Here is a 14,369-nt window from a genome sequence, read left to right on the forward strand (position 1 = left end):
TCTCCGGCGGCCAGCGCCAGCGCGTCGCCATCGGCCGCGCCATCGTGCGCCAGCCCTCGGCCTTCCTGTTCGACGAGCCGCTGTCCAACCTCGACGCGGCACTTCGCGGCACCATGCGGCTGGAGATCAGCGAGCTGCACCATCAGCTGAAGACGACGATGATCTACGTCACCCACGACCAGGTCGAGGCCATGACCATGGCCGACAAGATCGTCGTGCTGAATGCCGGCAACATCGAGCAAGTCGGTTCGCCGATGGAACTATACAAGACGCCGCGCAATCTCTTCGTCGCCGGCTTCATTGGCTCGCCGAAGATGAACATGATCGAAGGCGCGCCGGCCGACAAATACGGCGCCAAGACCATCGGCATCCGGCCCGAGCACCTCAACATCTCGACCACGGCCGGTGACTGGAAGGCGACGGTGGGCGTCGCCGAGCATCTCGGCTCCGACACTTTCCTGCATGTCCAGGCCGACGGCATCGGCACGATCAATGTCCGCGCCGACGGCGAGGTCGGCGTGAAGCATGGCGACACCGTGTACCTGACCCCCGACAGGGCCAAGCTCCATCGCTTCGGCGCCGACGGCAAGGCGCTTGCCCAGTGAGGACGGCAAAGTGAGGCTGAAAGGCAAATCGGCGCTGGTCACCGGATCGGCGCGCGGCATCGGCAGGGCCTTCGCCGAAGCCTACGTGCGCGAAGGCGCGACGGTGGCGATCGCCGACATCAACCTCGAGGCAGCGGAAGCAACGGCGAGCGCGATCGGCCCGTCCGCCTACGCCATCCGGCTCGACGTCACCGACCAGTCTTCGATCGAGGCCGCGGTCAAGGCGGTCGAGGCGAAGACCGGTGGCCTCGATATCCTCATCAACAATGCAGCTTTGTTCGATCTGGCGCCGATCGTCGAGATCAGCAGGGCAAGCTATGACAAGCTTTTTTCCGTCAACGTCGCCGGCACGCTGTTCATGCTGCAGGCCGCGGCCCGTTCGATGGTCGCGCGCGGCAAGGGCGGCAGGATCATCAACATGGCGAGCCAGGCGGGGCGGCGTGGCGAAGCGCTGGTCGCCGTCTATTGCGCCACCAAGGCCGCCGTCATCTCGCTGACCCAATCGGCGGGACTGGACCTGATCAAGCATCGGATCAACGTCAACGCCATCGCGCCGGGCGTCGTCGATGGCGAGCATTGGGATCATGTCGATTCGCTGTTCGCCAAATACGAGAACCGGCCGAAGGGCGAGAAGAAGAAGCTCGTCGGCGAAGGCGTGCCCTATGGCCGCATGGGCAGGGCGGAAGACCTGACCGGCATGGCCGTTTTCCTCGCCAGCGACGAGGCCGAATACATCGTTGCTCAGACCTACAACGTCGATGGCGGCCAATGGCTGAGTTGATGGGGACGAGTTGAGGGGGACGGTGCTTTTCCCTTCCTCCGGGGAAATGCACCACGGGGCAGGTGAGGGACGGCGCGTAGCAACGTTGCCGCCCCTCACCGCTCTCCTGAACGAGGTCGAATTGTTGGGCCGAGCGCCGACCGAAGGGTAAACCAGATGACCGTGAAACTCTCTTCCTCTAACCTCGCCAAGCTCCCTGCAAAGGTCTCCGGTCCGAAATACGACCGCGCCGCGTTGAAGGCCGGCATCGTGCATTTCGGCGTCGGAAACTTCCACCGCTCGCATCAGGCCGTTTATCTCGACGATCTGTTCAATTCCGGGCTCGGTCACGACTGGGCGCTGATCGGGGCCGGCGTGTTCGAAGGCGAAAAGGCCGGACGCGCCAGGCTCGAGGAACAGGACTGGCTGACCACCGTGGTCGAGCAGGACCAGGGCCACATGAGTGCTCGCGTCACCGGCGCCATGATCGATTTCCTGACGCCTGGCGACGCAGCCGCGATCACCGACCAACTCGCCGACCCGGCGATCAAGATCGTCTCGCTGACCATCACCGAAGGCGGTTATTTCATCGATCCGGCCTCGGGCAAGTTCAATCCCGCCCATCCCGACATCGTCGCGGACGCGCAGCCGGACGCTGCGCCGAAGACCGTGTTCGGCATCATCCTGGCCGGCCTGCTGCGCCGCCGCGCCGACGGCATCGTGCCGTTCACGGTCATGTCCTGCGACAACATCCCCCACAACGGCCACGTGACGTCGGATGGCGTCATCGGCCTCGCCCGGCTGATCGATGAGGACCTCGCCAACTGGGTGAGCGATCATGTCGCTTTCCCGAACGGCATGGTCGACCGCATCACGCCGGCCACCACCGACCGCGAGCGCAAGATCCTCGCCGACGATTTCGACCTGGAGGACAATTGGCCGGTATTCTGCGAGCCGTTCAAGCAATGGGTGCTGGAGGATCATTTCACCGCCGGCCGCCCGGCGCTGGAAAAGGTCGGCGTGCAGTTCGTCAAGGATGTCTCGCCCTACGAGCTGATGAAGATTCGCATCCTCAATGGCGGCCACGCCACAATAGCCTATCCGGCTGGACTGATGGACATCCATTTCGTGCATGAAGCGATGCAGGAACCGTTGGTGCGCGATTTCCTTTCCAAGCTCGAGCATGACGAGATCATCCCGACCGTGCCGCCGGTGCCGAACACCGACCTGGAGGATTACTACCAGCTCATCGAGCGCCGTTTCTCAAACCCGAAGATCGGCGACACCGTCCGCCGGCTCTGCCTCGACGGCTCCAACCGGCAGCCGAAATTCATCATCCCGACGATTGCCGACCGGCTGAAGGCGGGCAAGGGAGTCGCGGGCCTCGCGCTGGAGTCGGCGCTCTGGTGCCGCTATTGCTTCGGCACCACCGACAGCGGCGCCGTCATCGAGCCGAACGACCCCAGCTGGGATCGCATGCAGGGGACCGCGAAGGCGGCGAAAGACAATCCCGACGCCTGGCTGGCCATGGAGGACATCTATGGCGATGTCGGCCGCTCCGCAGTGTTCGCCGAGGCCTTCGCCCATTCGCTCAACGTGCTGTGGGCCAACGGCGCGCGCGAAACCCTGACGCGCTATCTCGCCGGCAGGCTGTAGAACCACTGGAAGCAACTGCAAGATGACGCCCGAACTGGTCATCTTCGACTGTGACGGCGTCCTGGTGGACAGCGAGGCGCTCTCGGTTTCGGCGTTGCTGGGCATGATCAGGCTTGCCGGCGGCGAGGTCGGCGAGGACGCCGCCTACGAGCATTTCCTGGGCAAGAGCATGAAGAGCGTGCGCGAGATTCTCGGCCGTGACTTCGGGCTGGAAATCAGCGACGAGCATCTGACCGCCATGCGCGTCGACCTGATGCGCAAGTTCCGCGAGGAGCTGAAGCCGATCCCCGGCGTCAGGGAAATGCTGCCGAAGCTCGGCCTGCCCTTCTGTGTCGCGTCCTCCGGCACGCTGGAACGCATCCGCTATTCGCTCGATGTCACCGGCCTGCTTGGGTTCATGGAACCGCATCTCTTCAGCGCAGCCATGGTCAAGCGCGGCAAGCCGGCGCCCGACCTCTTCCTCCATGCCGCGGCCACGATGCGGGCAAAACCGCGTAAATGCCTGGTCATCGAGGACAGTCCGGCCGGCGTCGCCGCGGCGCGCGCGGCGGGCATGCGCGTCTTTGCCTTCACCGGCGGCTCGCATGCCGGCAACCCGGCATTGAAAGCGCGGCTTGCTTCGACCGAACCGGACTTTATATTCGCTGACATGCTGCAATTGCCCGATCTGATTGCAGGCCTGGGAGCGAGAGTAAAAGCATCTTGACGAAGAGTTTCGTTTGCGCGGTCGATGTCGGCACCGGGAGCGCTCGCGCGGGCATTCTCGATTCGCAAGGCAACCTGCTTGGCCGCGCCGAACGGCCGATCGCCATGCACCAGCCCAGGGCCGATCACGCCGAGCACGATTCGCAGGATATCTGGTCCGCCGTCTGCGCGGCGGTGCGTGCCGCGCGCGACAAGGCGGGCGTCGCCGCCAAGGATGTCGTCGGCATCTCTTTCGACGCCACATGCTCGCTGGTGGTGCGCGACCGGCAGGGCGGCCAGCTCAGCGTCTCCGTCACCGGCGAGAAGCGTTGGGACACCATCGTCTGGCTCGATCACCGAGCCATTACCGAGGCCGACGAGTGCACAAGCAGCGGCCACGCCGTGCTCGACTATATCGGCGGGGTGATGTCGCCGGAAATGGAAACGCCGAAGCTGATGTGGCTCAAGCGCAACCTGCCCGGGACATGGAATGAAGCCGGCTATCTTTTCGACCTGGCCGATTTCCTGACGTGGAAGGCGAGCGGCTCGCTTGCCCGCTCGCAATGCACGCTGACGGCCAAGTGGACCTATCTCGCGCATGAGGCGAAGAGCTGGCGGCGTGACTTCTTCGAGCTCGTCGGCCTCGGCGATCTCTTCGAGCACGGCAACCTCCCGGAAAAGGCGAGCCCCGTCGGCGCCGATATCGGTCCGCTGACGGCTGAAGCCGCGGCCGAGCTCGGCCTGACCGAAGAATGCCGCGTCGGCGCCGGCGTCATCGACGCCTATGCTGGTGCGCTCGGCGTGCTCGGCGGCTTTGCCGGCGACGAGACGAACATCAGCCGGCATCTGGCGTTGATTGCCGGCACATCGTCCTGCGTCATGGCGATGTCGCTCGATCCGCAGCCCTTTGCCGGCGTCTGGGGTCCGTATTACGGCGCCGCGTTGCCGACGCTCTGGCTGTCCGAGGGCGGCCAGTCGGCGACCGGTGCGCTACTCGACCACATTATCCGCTGGCACGGCGCCGGCGGCGAGCCCGACGCGGCCATGCACATGAAGATCGCCGGGCGTGTCGCCGAGCTGCGCGCGGTCGAGGGCGATGCGTTGGCCGCAAGGCTGCATGTGCTGCCTGATTTCCATGGCAACCGCTCGCCGCTCGCCGATCCTCACGCCGTCGGCGTGATCAGCGGGTTGACACTCGATTCCTCCTTCGACAGCCTGTGCAGGCTCTATTGGCGAACCGCCGTCGGCATCGCGCTCGGCGTGCGCCATGTGCTCGAGGCGTTGAACGAGAACGGCTATCTGATCGACACCCTGCACGTCACCGGCGGCCATACCAAGAACCCCCTGCTGATGGAGCTCTACGCCGATGCAACGGGCTGCACCGTCATCGAGCCGCTGGCCGACGAGGCGGTGCTGCTCGGCACCGGCATGGTGGCCGCGACCGCGGCCGGGCTCTATCCGGATCTGAACGCGGCTTGCGTGGCCATGCAACAGGGCGGCAAGAAGCGCGCCGCCAACCCGGCCGCCGGCGCCCGCTTCGATCGCGACTATCGGATCTTCCTGGAGATGCACCGGCAAAGGCAGGTGCTCGACACGATCGGATAGCGCCGGACCTTATTGCTTGCGCAGCGATGCTCCCGTAGCCGCGTCGAACAGGTGGACGCTCTCCTCATCGAACGTGTAGCGGACAGGCGCGCGCTGCCGCGGGCATTCGCGGGCCGGCACCAGCGCGCTGATCTCCTTGCCGCCGGAGCCGAACGTCACCAACGCGTCATTGCCATGGAATTCGATGAGGTCGGCGGTGCCCTGCAGCACGTTGCCGGCGGCCGCGCTCGCGGTGTTGAGGTCCGGTGGCCGGATACCGAGCACGGCGCGAGCGCCGTGCTGCAGATGGAAGCTTCGGCCTTCGATCGCAAGGACCGTTCCGGCGCCTGTCAGTGTCCAGCCATCCCTGGTTTTGCCGACAGTGACCTCGATGAAGTTCATGTTCGGCGTGCCGATGAAGCCCGCTACGAACATGTTGCCCGGCCGCCCATAGATTTCCGCCGGCGAGCCCACCTGCTCGATGACGCCATCCTTGAGCAGCACGATGCGGTCGGCGAGCGTCATCGCTTCCAGCTGGTCGTGGGTGACATAGACCGTCGTGGTCTTCAGCGACTGGTGCAGTCGTGCGATCTCAACACGCATATGGTTGCGCAGCTTCGCGTCGAGATTGGACAATGGCTCGTCGAACAGGAAGACCTTGGGCGTCTTGATCATGGCGCGCGCGATCGCCACGCGCTGCTGCTGGCCGCCGGAAAGCTCGGCCGGCTTGCGGCCGAGATAGGGTTCGAGGCCAAGCGTCCCGGAGACCGCCTCGACCCGCTTCCGGATTTCCGGCGCGGGCACCTTCAGCCGCTTCAGCCCGAAGGCGATGTTGTCGAAGATCGTCATGTGCGGATAGAGCGCATAGTTCTGGAACACCATGGCGATGCCCCGGTCGCCGGGGTCGAGGTCGTTGACCACCTTGCCGCCGATGGACACCTCGCCGCCGCTGATATCCTCCAACCCCGCCAGCATCCTGAGTAGTGTGGACTTGCCGCAGCCGGACGGACCGAGGAAGACGACGAACTCGTGTTCCTCGATCGACAGGTTCAAGTCGCGGATCACGGTCGTGGCGCCATAGGCCTTGTCGACATGGGAGCAAACGATCGCGGACATCTATCAGCCCTTCTCGCCGGTAAGCAGGATCTGCAGCTTGACGTCCTGCGGGTTGCCTGTGGCTGCCCGCTCGAACGCCTTGATGCTGTCGGAGAAGTCGAAAGTGCCGGTGATGAGCGGCTTGAGGTCCACCTTGCCGGAGGCGATCAGCTGCAGGGCGCGGTCGAAGATGTTGGCGTAGCGGAACACGGTTTCGATGCGCACCTCCTTGGCGATTGCCGCCGGCACGTCGAGGCTGACGGCCTCGACCGGCAGGCCCACCAGCACGACCGCGCCGCCGGGCCGCACGACCGCGAACAGGTCGGCAAAGGCTTTCGGGTTGCCGCTCGCTTCGAAGACGACATCGGCGCCCCAATTGTCGGTCGCCGTCGCGACGGCGTCGGCCAGCGATTGCGCGCCGATATTGATTGGCTCGATTCCGGCATATTGCGCGGCGATTGCCAGCTTCGGGGCTGAAAAGTCGGAGATGAGCACCTTGGAGCACCCGCCGGCTAAAGCCGCAAGCGCGATCATGATGCCGATCGGGCCGCATCCGATGACGACGGCGACGTCGCCCGGCACAATCCTGGCGCGGGTCGCCGCCTGCATGCCGATGGCGAAGGGTTCCACCATCGCGCCTTCGGCGAAGGAGACATTGTCCGGTAGCTTGTAAGTAAAGGCCGCGGGGTGAACTGCATACGGCGCCAGCACGCCATGCACCGGCGGCGTCGCCCAGAAGGTGACGTCGGGATCGACATTGTAGATGCCGAGCTTGCTCGCGCGCGATGATAGGTTGGGCACGCCGGGCTCCATGCAGACCCGGTCGCCGACCCTGAGTGTCTCGATATTGGCCCCGGTCGCGACAATCGTTCCGGAGGCCTCGTGGCCGAGCACCATCGGCTGGCGCACGATGTAGCTGCCGATGGCGCCATGCGTATAATAATGCACGTCGCTGCCGCAGACGCCGACGGTGTGGATGGCGATCTTGACGTCGTCCGGCCCGACATCGAGCGGCAGCGCGATCTCGCGCAGCGACAGTTCACCTTTTTTCTCAAGCACGAGTGCCCGCATCGGTATAAGCCTCACTTCAACTTTTCTTTTGCCGGAAAACGGAATTCAGGAAGCCGCTCAGGACACCGAGGAACAGCAGCGGCGGCAGCGACAAGAGCACGACCGAGGCGTTGAGGATTCCCCACGGCACGTTCATGCCCTGCTGCGACAGCTCCGAGGCGACGATCGGCAATGTCTTGGCGTTCGAGCTCGACAGCATCAGCGCGATCAGGAACTCGTTCCAGACCAGCACGAAGCTGAAGGCGATGGCGCCGGCGAGCGAGCGCGCCGCGACGGGAAGCGCGATCCGCCAGAACACGGAATAGGCGCCGTAGCCGTCGACGAAGGCCGCCTCCTCGATCTCCTTCGGCACGCCCTGGAAGGCCGGGATGGCAAGCCACATGTTGACGGAGATGGTCAGCAGCGAATAGGTGACGATCAGCGCGGGAAGCGTGTCGTAGAGGCCGATCTGAAGCCAGATCACCATCAGCGGAATGGCGACCGCAACGGGCGGCAGGAAGCGCAGCGACAGCACGAAGAACTGGATGTCGCCGGCCCAGCGGTTGGGATAGCGGGCCACGGCATAGGCCGCCGGCAGGCCGAGCACGACGCCGATCAGCACGGCCGAGCCGCAGGCGACCACGGAGTTGTAGAGGCCGGTGAGCACGCTGTCGCGGCCCAGAATGTAGCTGACATTGTCGAGCGTCGGCGTGAAGACCAGCCGCGGGATGCGCGTGATGATGTCGACATTGTTCTTGAAGGCGTTGAGCGCGGTCCACAGCAGCGGGAACACGGCCATGAAGCCGGCCAGCGCCAGGATGGTCTTGGCCATCAGGCGGCCCAGTCTTATCGGAGATGGCTTCATGCCTGCACCCGCTTCCACAGGAAAGTGAAGGTGATGACCGTCGCGATCATCATCAGCACCGCCATGGCCGACGCGTAGGACACCTTGCCGGACTCGATGAAACCCTGCGAGAAGGCGTACATGTCGAGCGTTTCGGTCGCCACGCCCGGCCCGCCGCGCGTCATCACATAGATCAGGTCGAATGAGCGCAGCGACTCGATCATCTTGACGAACATCAGGCTGATCAGCGGCGCCTTGAGCATCGGCAGCGTCACATAGGCATGGATCTGCCAGCGTCGCGCGTGGTCGAGCCTGGCCGCCTCGATCGGCTGCGGCGGCAAGGTCTCGAGCAGCTTCAGCACGATCACGGCGAAGAACAGCCCCCACTGCCAGACATCGACCGAGGCGACCGCGAACAGCGCCGTGGATGCTTGGGAAAGCGGGTCGAAGATCAGTCCGCCGGTGAGAAGCCGGTAGGGATAGGTGGCGATGCCGTAGAGCGGGTGATAGGCGAACTTCCACACGAAGGCGGCCGAGACGCGGGGCAACAGCACCGGAATGATGAACAGCAGGCAGTAGAAATTGCGCAGGCGCGGCGAGGCCGCCTCGAACATCAGCACGCCGAGCCCGATCGCCACCGCCATGGTGGCAACCACGGTGACGATCTCCCATTTCACCGAGACCCAGACGGCATTGAGGAAGCGGCGGTCGAGGAAGAGGTCGGCGAAGTTCGAGAACCAGACCCAGGAATAGCCGGACGAACTCAGCTCCCGGTTCTGCAGGGCGATGACGATGGCGTAGAGCGTCGGCACCATCGACAGCACGAGCAGGATGGCCAGAGTCGGAACGAGAAACGTGACCGGCAGAGATGAGCGTCGGCGCATTGCCTATCCTCGCTTGTGTTCCGGATACCGGGTCTCGGCCGCTGTCCGGAAGCAATAGTCGGCGAAAAGGTTTCCGCGACGCGCAGGTCCCGGCACTCCGGCGAGTGCCGTGGAACGCGCGTCGCGGGCGGGAGGATTACTTCTTCTTCACCAGATCGTTGGCGTAGGCCTCGAGTTCGTTGAGGCCGCCCTTGATGTCGGTGCGCGTGCCGGTGACCAGCTCTTCCAGGATGATGCCCCAGCGGTCGCCGAGATCGGGCCAGCGCGGGTCCTGCCAGAAGTTCACCGCGGTGACCTTGCCGGTGTCGGCCAGCGCCTTGCCGAGATCGGCGCCGTAGATGTCGGCGAATTCCTTGCTGGACAGGACGCTGGTGCGGTTCAACTCGCCGAACTGATGCGCGTCGAGGCGGCGCTTCTCGTTTTCCTTCGAGGTCGCCCAGGCGACGAACAGGCCTGCGCATTTTTTCGAGGTGTCGTCTGCATTGGCCTTGGCCGCGATGGCAAGTCCGTGGCCGTAGCCGCCGCCGGGCAGCGGCGAGGGCGGCGGCAGGAAGCCGACCTTGCCGACGACCTGTGAGGTCTTGGGATCGACCGCCATGCCCGAAAGCGGCGTCGATTCGACGAGGATGGCGACCTGGCCGGAGAGGAAGGCGCCGGTCGATTCATCCCAGCTGCCGGTCTGGGTCCCCGGTGCGGAATCCTTGAACAGCTTGAGATAGGTCTCGGTCGCCTTCACAGCCGCGTCCGAATTGAAAGCCGGCTTGTCACCGTCGAACCACTTGCCACCGTAAGCCTTGAAGAAGGGCATCCAGCGCCAGACATTGGCGCCCGAGCCGCGCGCGCCTCGCAAGGCAATGCCGTACATGCCCTTGCCTGGATCGGTCAGCTTCGGCACGTCGGCGATGAGCTCGTCCAGCGTCTTCGGCGGCTGGATGCCGGCGGCTTCGAGCACGTCCTTGCGATAGACCATCAGGTCGCCGCCCCCGGTCAGCGGCGCGAACCAGACCTTGCCGTCATAGGTGGCGACCTTCTGGCGGCCCGGATCGAAATCGGCGAAGTCGTATTCAGCCGGATAATAATCGGTCAGCGGCACGATCCACTTCGACGAGGCGAAAAGCGCCACGTTGGCCTCGTCGACATAGTAGACGTTGTAGTTGCCGACGGTAGACGCGTCGGCGCGCGATTTCGCACGGCGGTCGTTCTCGTTGAGATAGTCGATCTGGAAGCCGGCGCCGGAGAGCTTCTTGAACTCTTCCTTGGAGTCCTCGAGCAGGGTGAGCCCGTCGCGCGGTTGTGCCAGCACCTTGACCGGGGCCGAGCAGACCGGGGTCTGGGCCAGCGCCAAGGTTGAAACGGAAGCTGTAAGCATGAAAGCTGCGCCCAGGCTGGCAGCGAGCCTAATTGATTTCATTGTCTTTTCTCCTCCAACATGACTTGCAGGAGGCGGAAGTCCACGGGCCATGACCCTCACCGTCACCCGGGCAACCTGCCGTCCTGTGCTGACAATGAGGAGTTGCAACAGGGCAAGCTAGAAGCCTGCTTGCAGCAGACCTGTACTTTTATGCATTGTGCGATGCAAAAGAATCGCCCAGGTGATAACAGCCCGACACACGAGTATCAGTCCTGCCTTGGGTGAGGTTCCGGCCTGATCAGGCCCGCAACGTCAGCCTCTGCCGTGACAGCTTTCGATAGGATGACGGGGTCATCTTGTGCTTGCGCAGGAAGGCCCGGTTGAAGTTGGAGATATTCATGTAGCCGACCTGAAAACAGATGTCCGTGATCGGGGTTTCGGTATCGGCGAGCAGCTTGCAGGCTTGCCAAAGCCTGAGCTTGGCCACATGATCGCTGAAACTGTTGCCGGTGTTCTTTTGGAAGAAGCGCGAGAACGTGCTTTCGCTCATGCCGGCCAGTTCCGCCACGTCCGGAAGCTTCAAGTCTTCGGCGAAATGCTGGAACAGGTAGGTCAGTGTGCGCTGGATGATGTCGAGCGAGGCGGCGTCGAGAGCCGGCGAGAAATCCGGCGACGACAGGAGCTCGTATTCATCGGTCTTGGCCAGCAAATCCAGCAGCTCGACGAACAGGCGAAACCTTGTAAGTCCGTGCACCGCGCCCATCGCCTCCATCAACGCGGCGCCGTCGATGGCGGTCCGGCCGTGGAAGACTATGCCTCGGAGCGACCGTTCCAGGAACGGCTCCAGCTCGCGCAGTTCCGGCAGCAATCCGGCCGATCCGCGCAGGCGCTCCGGGTCGAACTGCAGGACGATGTCGCGGCCTTCGATTAGCTCGCCGGGCTGAACCGCGGTCACCCAGTCATGTGGCAGGCCGCCGCCCACGATCGTCAGATAACCCGGCCCGAACTCGCCGATGTGGTCGCCGACCAGCACCACGCCGGACGATTTGCGCAAAAGATGGATTTCGTATTCCGGATGGAAGTTCCAGACATTGCGCTCCCAGGGGTAGTCGTCCAGCCGCCACAGGAAACTGTCGCTCGCCTGCGTGACGATGTGCTCGAAGGCCGGCACGGTGCGCGGAATGGCGGTCGGGTTCTTTCTGCGCCTGAACGGCATCCTCACCTCCCAGGTATACTGCGCCGGCTCTCCATGTCCCGCTCTTCATGCGTAGCAGGCCTGGGCAGGCAAGTGAACGAGTAGCCGGGGTCCTGCCGCTGGATCAATGATTGGCTCGTCCTCCTCTCTTGCCAACATGTCGCATTTCGTTCAAAAGGCGACGCAAACGGCGCAATTTCGTCGTTTTGACGTGCGGCTTCCGGGTCCTGTCCCGACGCGCCGCGTTCTGAAAGAGCGGAAAATGTCTGCGATCGAAACCGGCGCCCGCGCGCCGGAAAATCTTTGGCGTCAGGAAATCGGGGCGACATTGGCGCTCGCCTGGCCGATGGTGCTTACCAATCTCGGCCAGACCGCCATGACCGCGACCGACGTCATGATGATGGGCCGGCTGGGCCCCGACACGCTGGCCGCCGGCGCGCTCGGCGCCAACCTCTATTTCATGCCGCTGATCTTCGGGCTCGGCCTGATGCTGGCGACCTCGCCGATGATGGCGACCGAACTCGGCCGACGTCGCCATTCCGTACGCGACCTGCGTCGCACGGTGCGGCAGGGTTTGTGGCTGGCGATCCTGATCTCGATCCCGATCTGGCTCTTCCTCTCGCATGGCGAGGAGGTGCTCCTCGCCATGGGCCAGAAGCCCGAACTAGCCCATCAGGCCGGCATCTACCTGCACTGGCTGCAATGGGCGGTGCTGCCATTCTACGGCTATATCGTGCTGCGCTCCTTCATCTCGGCGCTGGAGCGGCCCGGCTGGGCATTGATCATCGTCTTCATAGCGGTCGCCTGCAACGTGCTGTTCAACTGGGTCTTCATGTTCGGCAATCTCGGCTTCCGGGCCATGGGCATTGCCGGCTCTGGTCTCGCCACCTCGCTCTCCAGCACGCTGATGTTCGTTGGCCTGGCTGCCGTAGTGATGCTGGAGAAGAAGTTCCGCCGCTATCGTCTGCTCGGCCGCTTCTGGCGCTCCGATTGGCCGCGCTTTCGTGGCCTGCTGAAGCTCGGCCTGCCGATCGCTGGCATCCTCGCGTTCGAGGTGACGATCTTCAACGCGGCGGCGCTGCTGATGGGCCTCATCGACGCGGATTCCTTGGCCGCGCACGCCATCGCCATCCAGATCGCATCGATCTCCTTCATGGTGCCGCTCGGTCTCAACCAGGCGGTGACCGTGCGCGTCGGGCTCGCCCATGGCGCCGGCAATGCGGAAGGCGTCTCGCGCGCCGGCTGGACGGCCTATGTCATCGGTGTTTCCTTTATGGCGCTGATGGGGCTGGTGATGATCCTGTGGCCGCATCTGTTGATCAGCGCCTTCATCGACCTCGCCGATCCGGGCAATGCCAGGGTGATCGCGCTTGCCGTGTCGTTCCTGGTCTTTGCCGCGCTGTTCCAGATCTTCGACGGCGCGCAGGCTGTCGCTGCCGGCATGCTGCGCGGCCTGCACGACACCAAGGTGCCGATGATCTATGCCGCGATCGGCTATTGGGGCGTGGGCCTGCCGCTCGGCGTGCTGCTCGCCTTCCACTTCGGCCTCGAGGGCGTCGGTATCTGGATCGGCCTCGCCACGGGACTGGCCGTGGTCGCGGCGCTACTGCTGGCACGCTGGTTGCGGCGCGACCGCATCACGCCGTCGCTGTCCTTCGGACATTGAGAGACGGGCTGCCGGTCCGCCGGCAGCCGCACAATCCTGACGTCAGCGCGTAGCGGCCCGCTCCAGCCGGCGTGCGTATTGCGTCAGCGGGAAGCACATGAGGAAGAAGATCAGCGCCACCAGGCCGTAGACGGTAAACGGCTCGAAAGTGGCGTTGTTGATGGCGTTGGAAGTCTTGACCAGTTCCTCGAAGCCGATGATCGAGGTCAATGCTGTCGACTTGATCAGCTGCACCAGGAAGCCGACGGTCGGCGCGCGGGTGATGGTGAACGCCTGCGGGAGGATGATCAGCCGCAGTTCCTGAAGATAGTGAAGGCCGAGGCTGGCGCCGGCATCCCACTGTCCCTGCGGCAGCGCGTCGACGCCGCTGCGCCAGATCTCGGCGAGATAGGCACTGGCGAAGAAGGTGAGACCAAGCATCGCCGCCGTCCACGGCTCGATGCGCAGTCCGAGCATCGGCAGGCCGAAGAACATCAGGAAAAGCTGCATCAGGAGCGGCGTGCCCTGGAACAGCGCGATGTAGCCCGAGGCGATCCGCTTGGTCCATTTGCTCTTGGATATGCGCAGGAACAGCACGGCAAGTCCGACCAGCGCGCCGCCGGCGAAGGCCGCGAGCGACAAAAGCACGGTCCAGCGTGTGGCGAGCAGAAGGTTGCGCAGGATGTCCCAGAAGGTGAATTCGATCATGACACGCCCGCTCCAAGAGCCCGGCGCCCGCCGGCGACGAGCAGCCGGCGCAACCCCATCGACAGGCCGAGATAGACCAGCGTCACCACCAGATAGGTCTCGAAGGCACGGAAGGTGCGTGCCTGCAGCATGTCCGCCTCGTAGGTCAGTTCCTGCACCGCGATCTGCGACACCACCGCCGATTCCAGCATCATGATGATGATCTGGCTGGTCAGCGCCGGATAGATCACCTTGAGCGCCTGCGGCAGCACGATCTTGATGAACACCTGTCTCGGCCTGAGCCCAAGCGCGAGCGCCGCCTCGGTCTG

14 protein-coding genes are annotated in these 14,369 nt (G+C 64.3%); 6 read left to right on the plus strand and 8 right to left on the minus strand.

What is annotated here, in order from left to right:
• The 5 genes from Q0L57_RS26285 to Q0L57_RS26305 form a co-directional block, all read left to right on the plus strand.
• On the plus strand, nt 1-605 hold a 605-nt coding region (locus Q0L57_RS26285; protein WP_296745995.1), incomplete at its 5' end, for a TOBE domain-containing protein.
• 10 nt (nt 606-615) lie between these two features.
• Complete coding sequence (locus Q0L57_RS26290) at nt 616-1,386, plus strand: L-iditol 2-dehydrogenase (RefSeq protein WP_296745996.1); 771 nt, start codon at nt 616-618, stop codon at nt 1,384-1,386.
• Nucleotides 1,387-1,542: 156 nt separating this feature from the next.
• Entirely contained in the window at nt 1,543-3,021 is a 1,479-nt protein-coding gene (locus Q0L57_RS26295; RefSeq protein ID WP_296745997.1) for a mannitol dehydrogenase family protein, read from the plus strand.
• A gap of 22 nt (nt 3,022-3,043) precedes the next feature.
• The gene (locus Q0L57_RS26300) at nt 3,044-3,727 is read left to right on the plus strand and encodes an HAD-IA family hydrolase (RefSeq protein ID WP_296745998.1); all 684 of its coding nucleotides are present in this window, start codon (nt 3,044-3,046) and stop codon (nt 3,725-3,727) included.
• Nucleotides 3,724-5,310 carry an FGGY-family carbohydrate kinase gene (locus Q0L57_RS26305; RefSeq protein WP_296745999.1) on the plus strand — a complete coding sequence of 529 codons (1,587 nt, stop codon included), beginning with the start codon at nt 3,724-3,726 and terminating at the stop codon, nt 5,308-5,310. The genes Q0L57_RS26300 and Q0L57_RS26305 overlap by 4 nt, the downstream gene beginning before the upstream one ends.
• Before the next feature lie 9 nt (nt 5,311-5,319).
• Here Q0L57_RS26305 and ugpC read toward each other — a convergent pair whose 3' ends face one another.
• The 6 genes from ugpC to Q0L57_RS26335 all read right to left on the minus strand — a co-directional run bounded on the left by ugpC (nt 5,320) and on the right by Q0L57_RS26335 (nt 11,729).
• Entirely contained in the window at nt 5,320-6,405 is a 1,086-nt protein-coding gene (gene ugpC, locus Q0L57_RS26310; protein WP_296746000.1) for a sn-glycerol-3-phosphate ABC transporter ATP-binding protein UgpC, read from the minus strand.
• A gap of 3 nt (nt 6,406-6,408) precedes the next feature.
• Nucleotides 6,409-7,455 (minus strand): NAD(P)-dependent alcohol dehydrogenase, encoded by a 1,047-nt coding sequence (locus tag Q0L57_RS26315; protein ID WP_296746002.1) that lies wholly within the window; start codon nt 7,453-7,455, stop codon nt 6,409-6,411.
• Between the two features lie 16 nt (nt 7,456-7,471).
• On the minus strand, nt 7,472-8,284 hold the full coding sequence (locus Q0L57_RS26320; protein WP_296746009.1) for a carbohydrate ABC transporter permease: 813 nt from the start codon (nt 8,282-8,284) through the stop codon (nt 7,472-7,474).
• Between the two features lie 11 nt (nt 8,285-8,295).
• Nucleotides 8,296-9,162 (minus strand): carbohydrate ABC transporter permease, encoded by an 867-nt coding sequence (locus Q0L57_RS26325; RefSeq protein ID WP_296746003.1) that lies wholly within the window; start codon nt 9,160-9,162, stop codon nt 8,296-8,298.
• 136 nt (nt 9,163-9,298) lie between these two features.
• Nucleotides 9,299-10,531: an extracellular solute-binding protein gene (locus Q0L57_RS26330; RefSeq protein WP_296746010.1), complete on the minus strand. Its 1,233-nt coding sequence runs from the start codon at nt 10,529-10,531 to the stop codon at nt 9,299-9,301.
• Between the two features lie 280 nt (nt 10,532-10,811).
• The gene (locus tag Q0L57_RS26335) at nt 10,812-11,729 is read right to left on the minus strand and encodes an AraC family transcriptional regulator (RefSeq protein ID WP_296746005.1); all 918 of its coding nucleotides are present in this window, start codon (nt 11,727-11,729) and stop codon (nt 10,812-10,814) included.
• A 241-nt stretch (nt 11,730-11,970) separates the two neighbouring features.
• Between Q0L57_RS26335 and Q0L57_RS26340 the strand changes: the two genes are divergently transcribed.
• On the plus strand, nt 11,971-13,374 hold the full coding sequence (locus tag Q0L57_RS26340; RefSeq protein ID WP_296746006.1) for an MATE family efflux transporter: 1,404 nt from the start codon (nt 11,971-11,973) through the stop codon (nt 13,372-13,374).
• Between the two features lie 42 nt (nt 13,375-13,416).
• Here the strand turns inward: Q0L57_RS26340 and Q0L57_RS26345 are convergent, their stop codons facing one another.
• Both Q0L57_RS26345 and Q0L57_RS26350 read right to left on the minus strand, forming a co-directional pair.
• Nucleotides 13,417-14,061, minus strand: coding sequence for an amino acid ABC transporter permease (locus Q0L57_RS26345; protein ID WP_296746007.1), 645 nt, complete (start codon nt 14,059-14,061; stop codon nt 13,417-13,419).
• The coding region (locus Q0L57_RS26350) for an ABC transporter permease subunit (protein ID WP_296746008.1) at nt 14,058-14,369 on the minus strand (312 nt) is incomplete at its 5' end. The genes Q0L57_RS26345 and Q0L57_RS26350, both read right to left, overlap by 4 nt.

Source organism: Mesorhizobium sp., from assembly GCF_024509055.1.
Taxonomy (GTDB): Bacteria; Pseudomonadota; Alphaproteobacteria; order Rhizobiales; family Rhizobiaceae; genus Mesorhizobium.

What these genes read in the sequence shown, in the direction of transcription:
- Q0L57_RS26295 (WP_296745997.1), top strand. Translation starts at nt 1,543, where the DNA reads ATGACCGTGAAACTCTCTTCCTCTAACCTCGCCAAGCTCCCTGCAAAG.
- Q0L57_RS26300 (WP_296745998.1), top strand. Translation starts at nt 3,044, where the DNA reads ATGACGCCCGAACTGGTCATCTTCGACTGTGACGGCGTCCTGGTGGAC.
- ugpC (WP_296746000.1), bottom strand. Translation starts at nt 6,405, where the DNA reads ATGTCCGCGATCGTTTGCTCCCATGTCGACAAGGCCTATGGCGCCACG.
- Q0L57_RS26315 (WP_296746002.1), bottom strand. Translation starts at nt 7,455, where the DNA reads ATGCGGGCACTCGTGCTTGAGAAAAAAGGTGAACTGTCGCTGCGCGAG.
- Q0L57_RS26325 (WP_296746003.1), bottom strand. Translation starts at nt 9,162, where the DNA reads ATGCGCCGACGCTCATCTCTGCCGGTCACGTTTCTCGTTCCGACTCTG.
- Q0L57_RS26330 (WP_296746010.1), bottom strand. Translation starts at nt 10,531, where the DNA reads ATGCTTACAGCTTCCGTTTCAACCTTGGCGCTGGCCCAGACCCCGGTC.
- Q0L57_RS26335 (WP_296746005.1), bottom strand. Translation starts at nt 11,729, where the DNA reads ATGCCGTTCAGGCGCAGAAAGAACCCGACCGCCATTCCGCGCACCGTG.
- Q0L57_RS26340 (WP_296746006.1), top strand. Translation starts at nt 11,971, where the DNA reads ATGTCTGCGATCGAAACCGGCGCCCGCGCGCCGGAAAATCTTTGGCGT.
- Q0L57_RS26345 (WP_296746007.1), bottom strand. Translation starts at nt 14,061, where the DNA reads ATGATCGAATTCACCTTCTGGGACATCCTGCGCAACCTTCTGCTCGCC.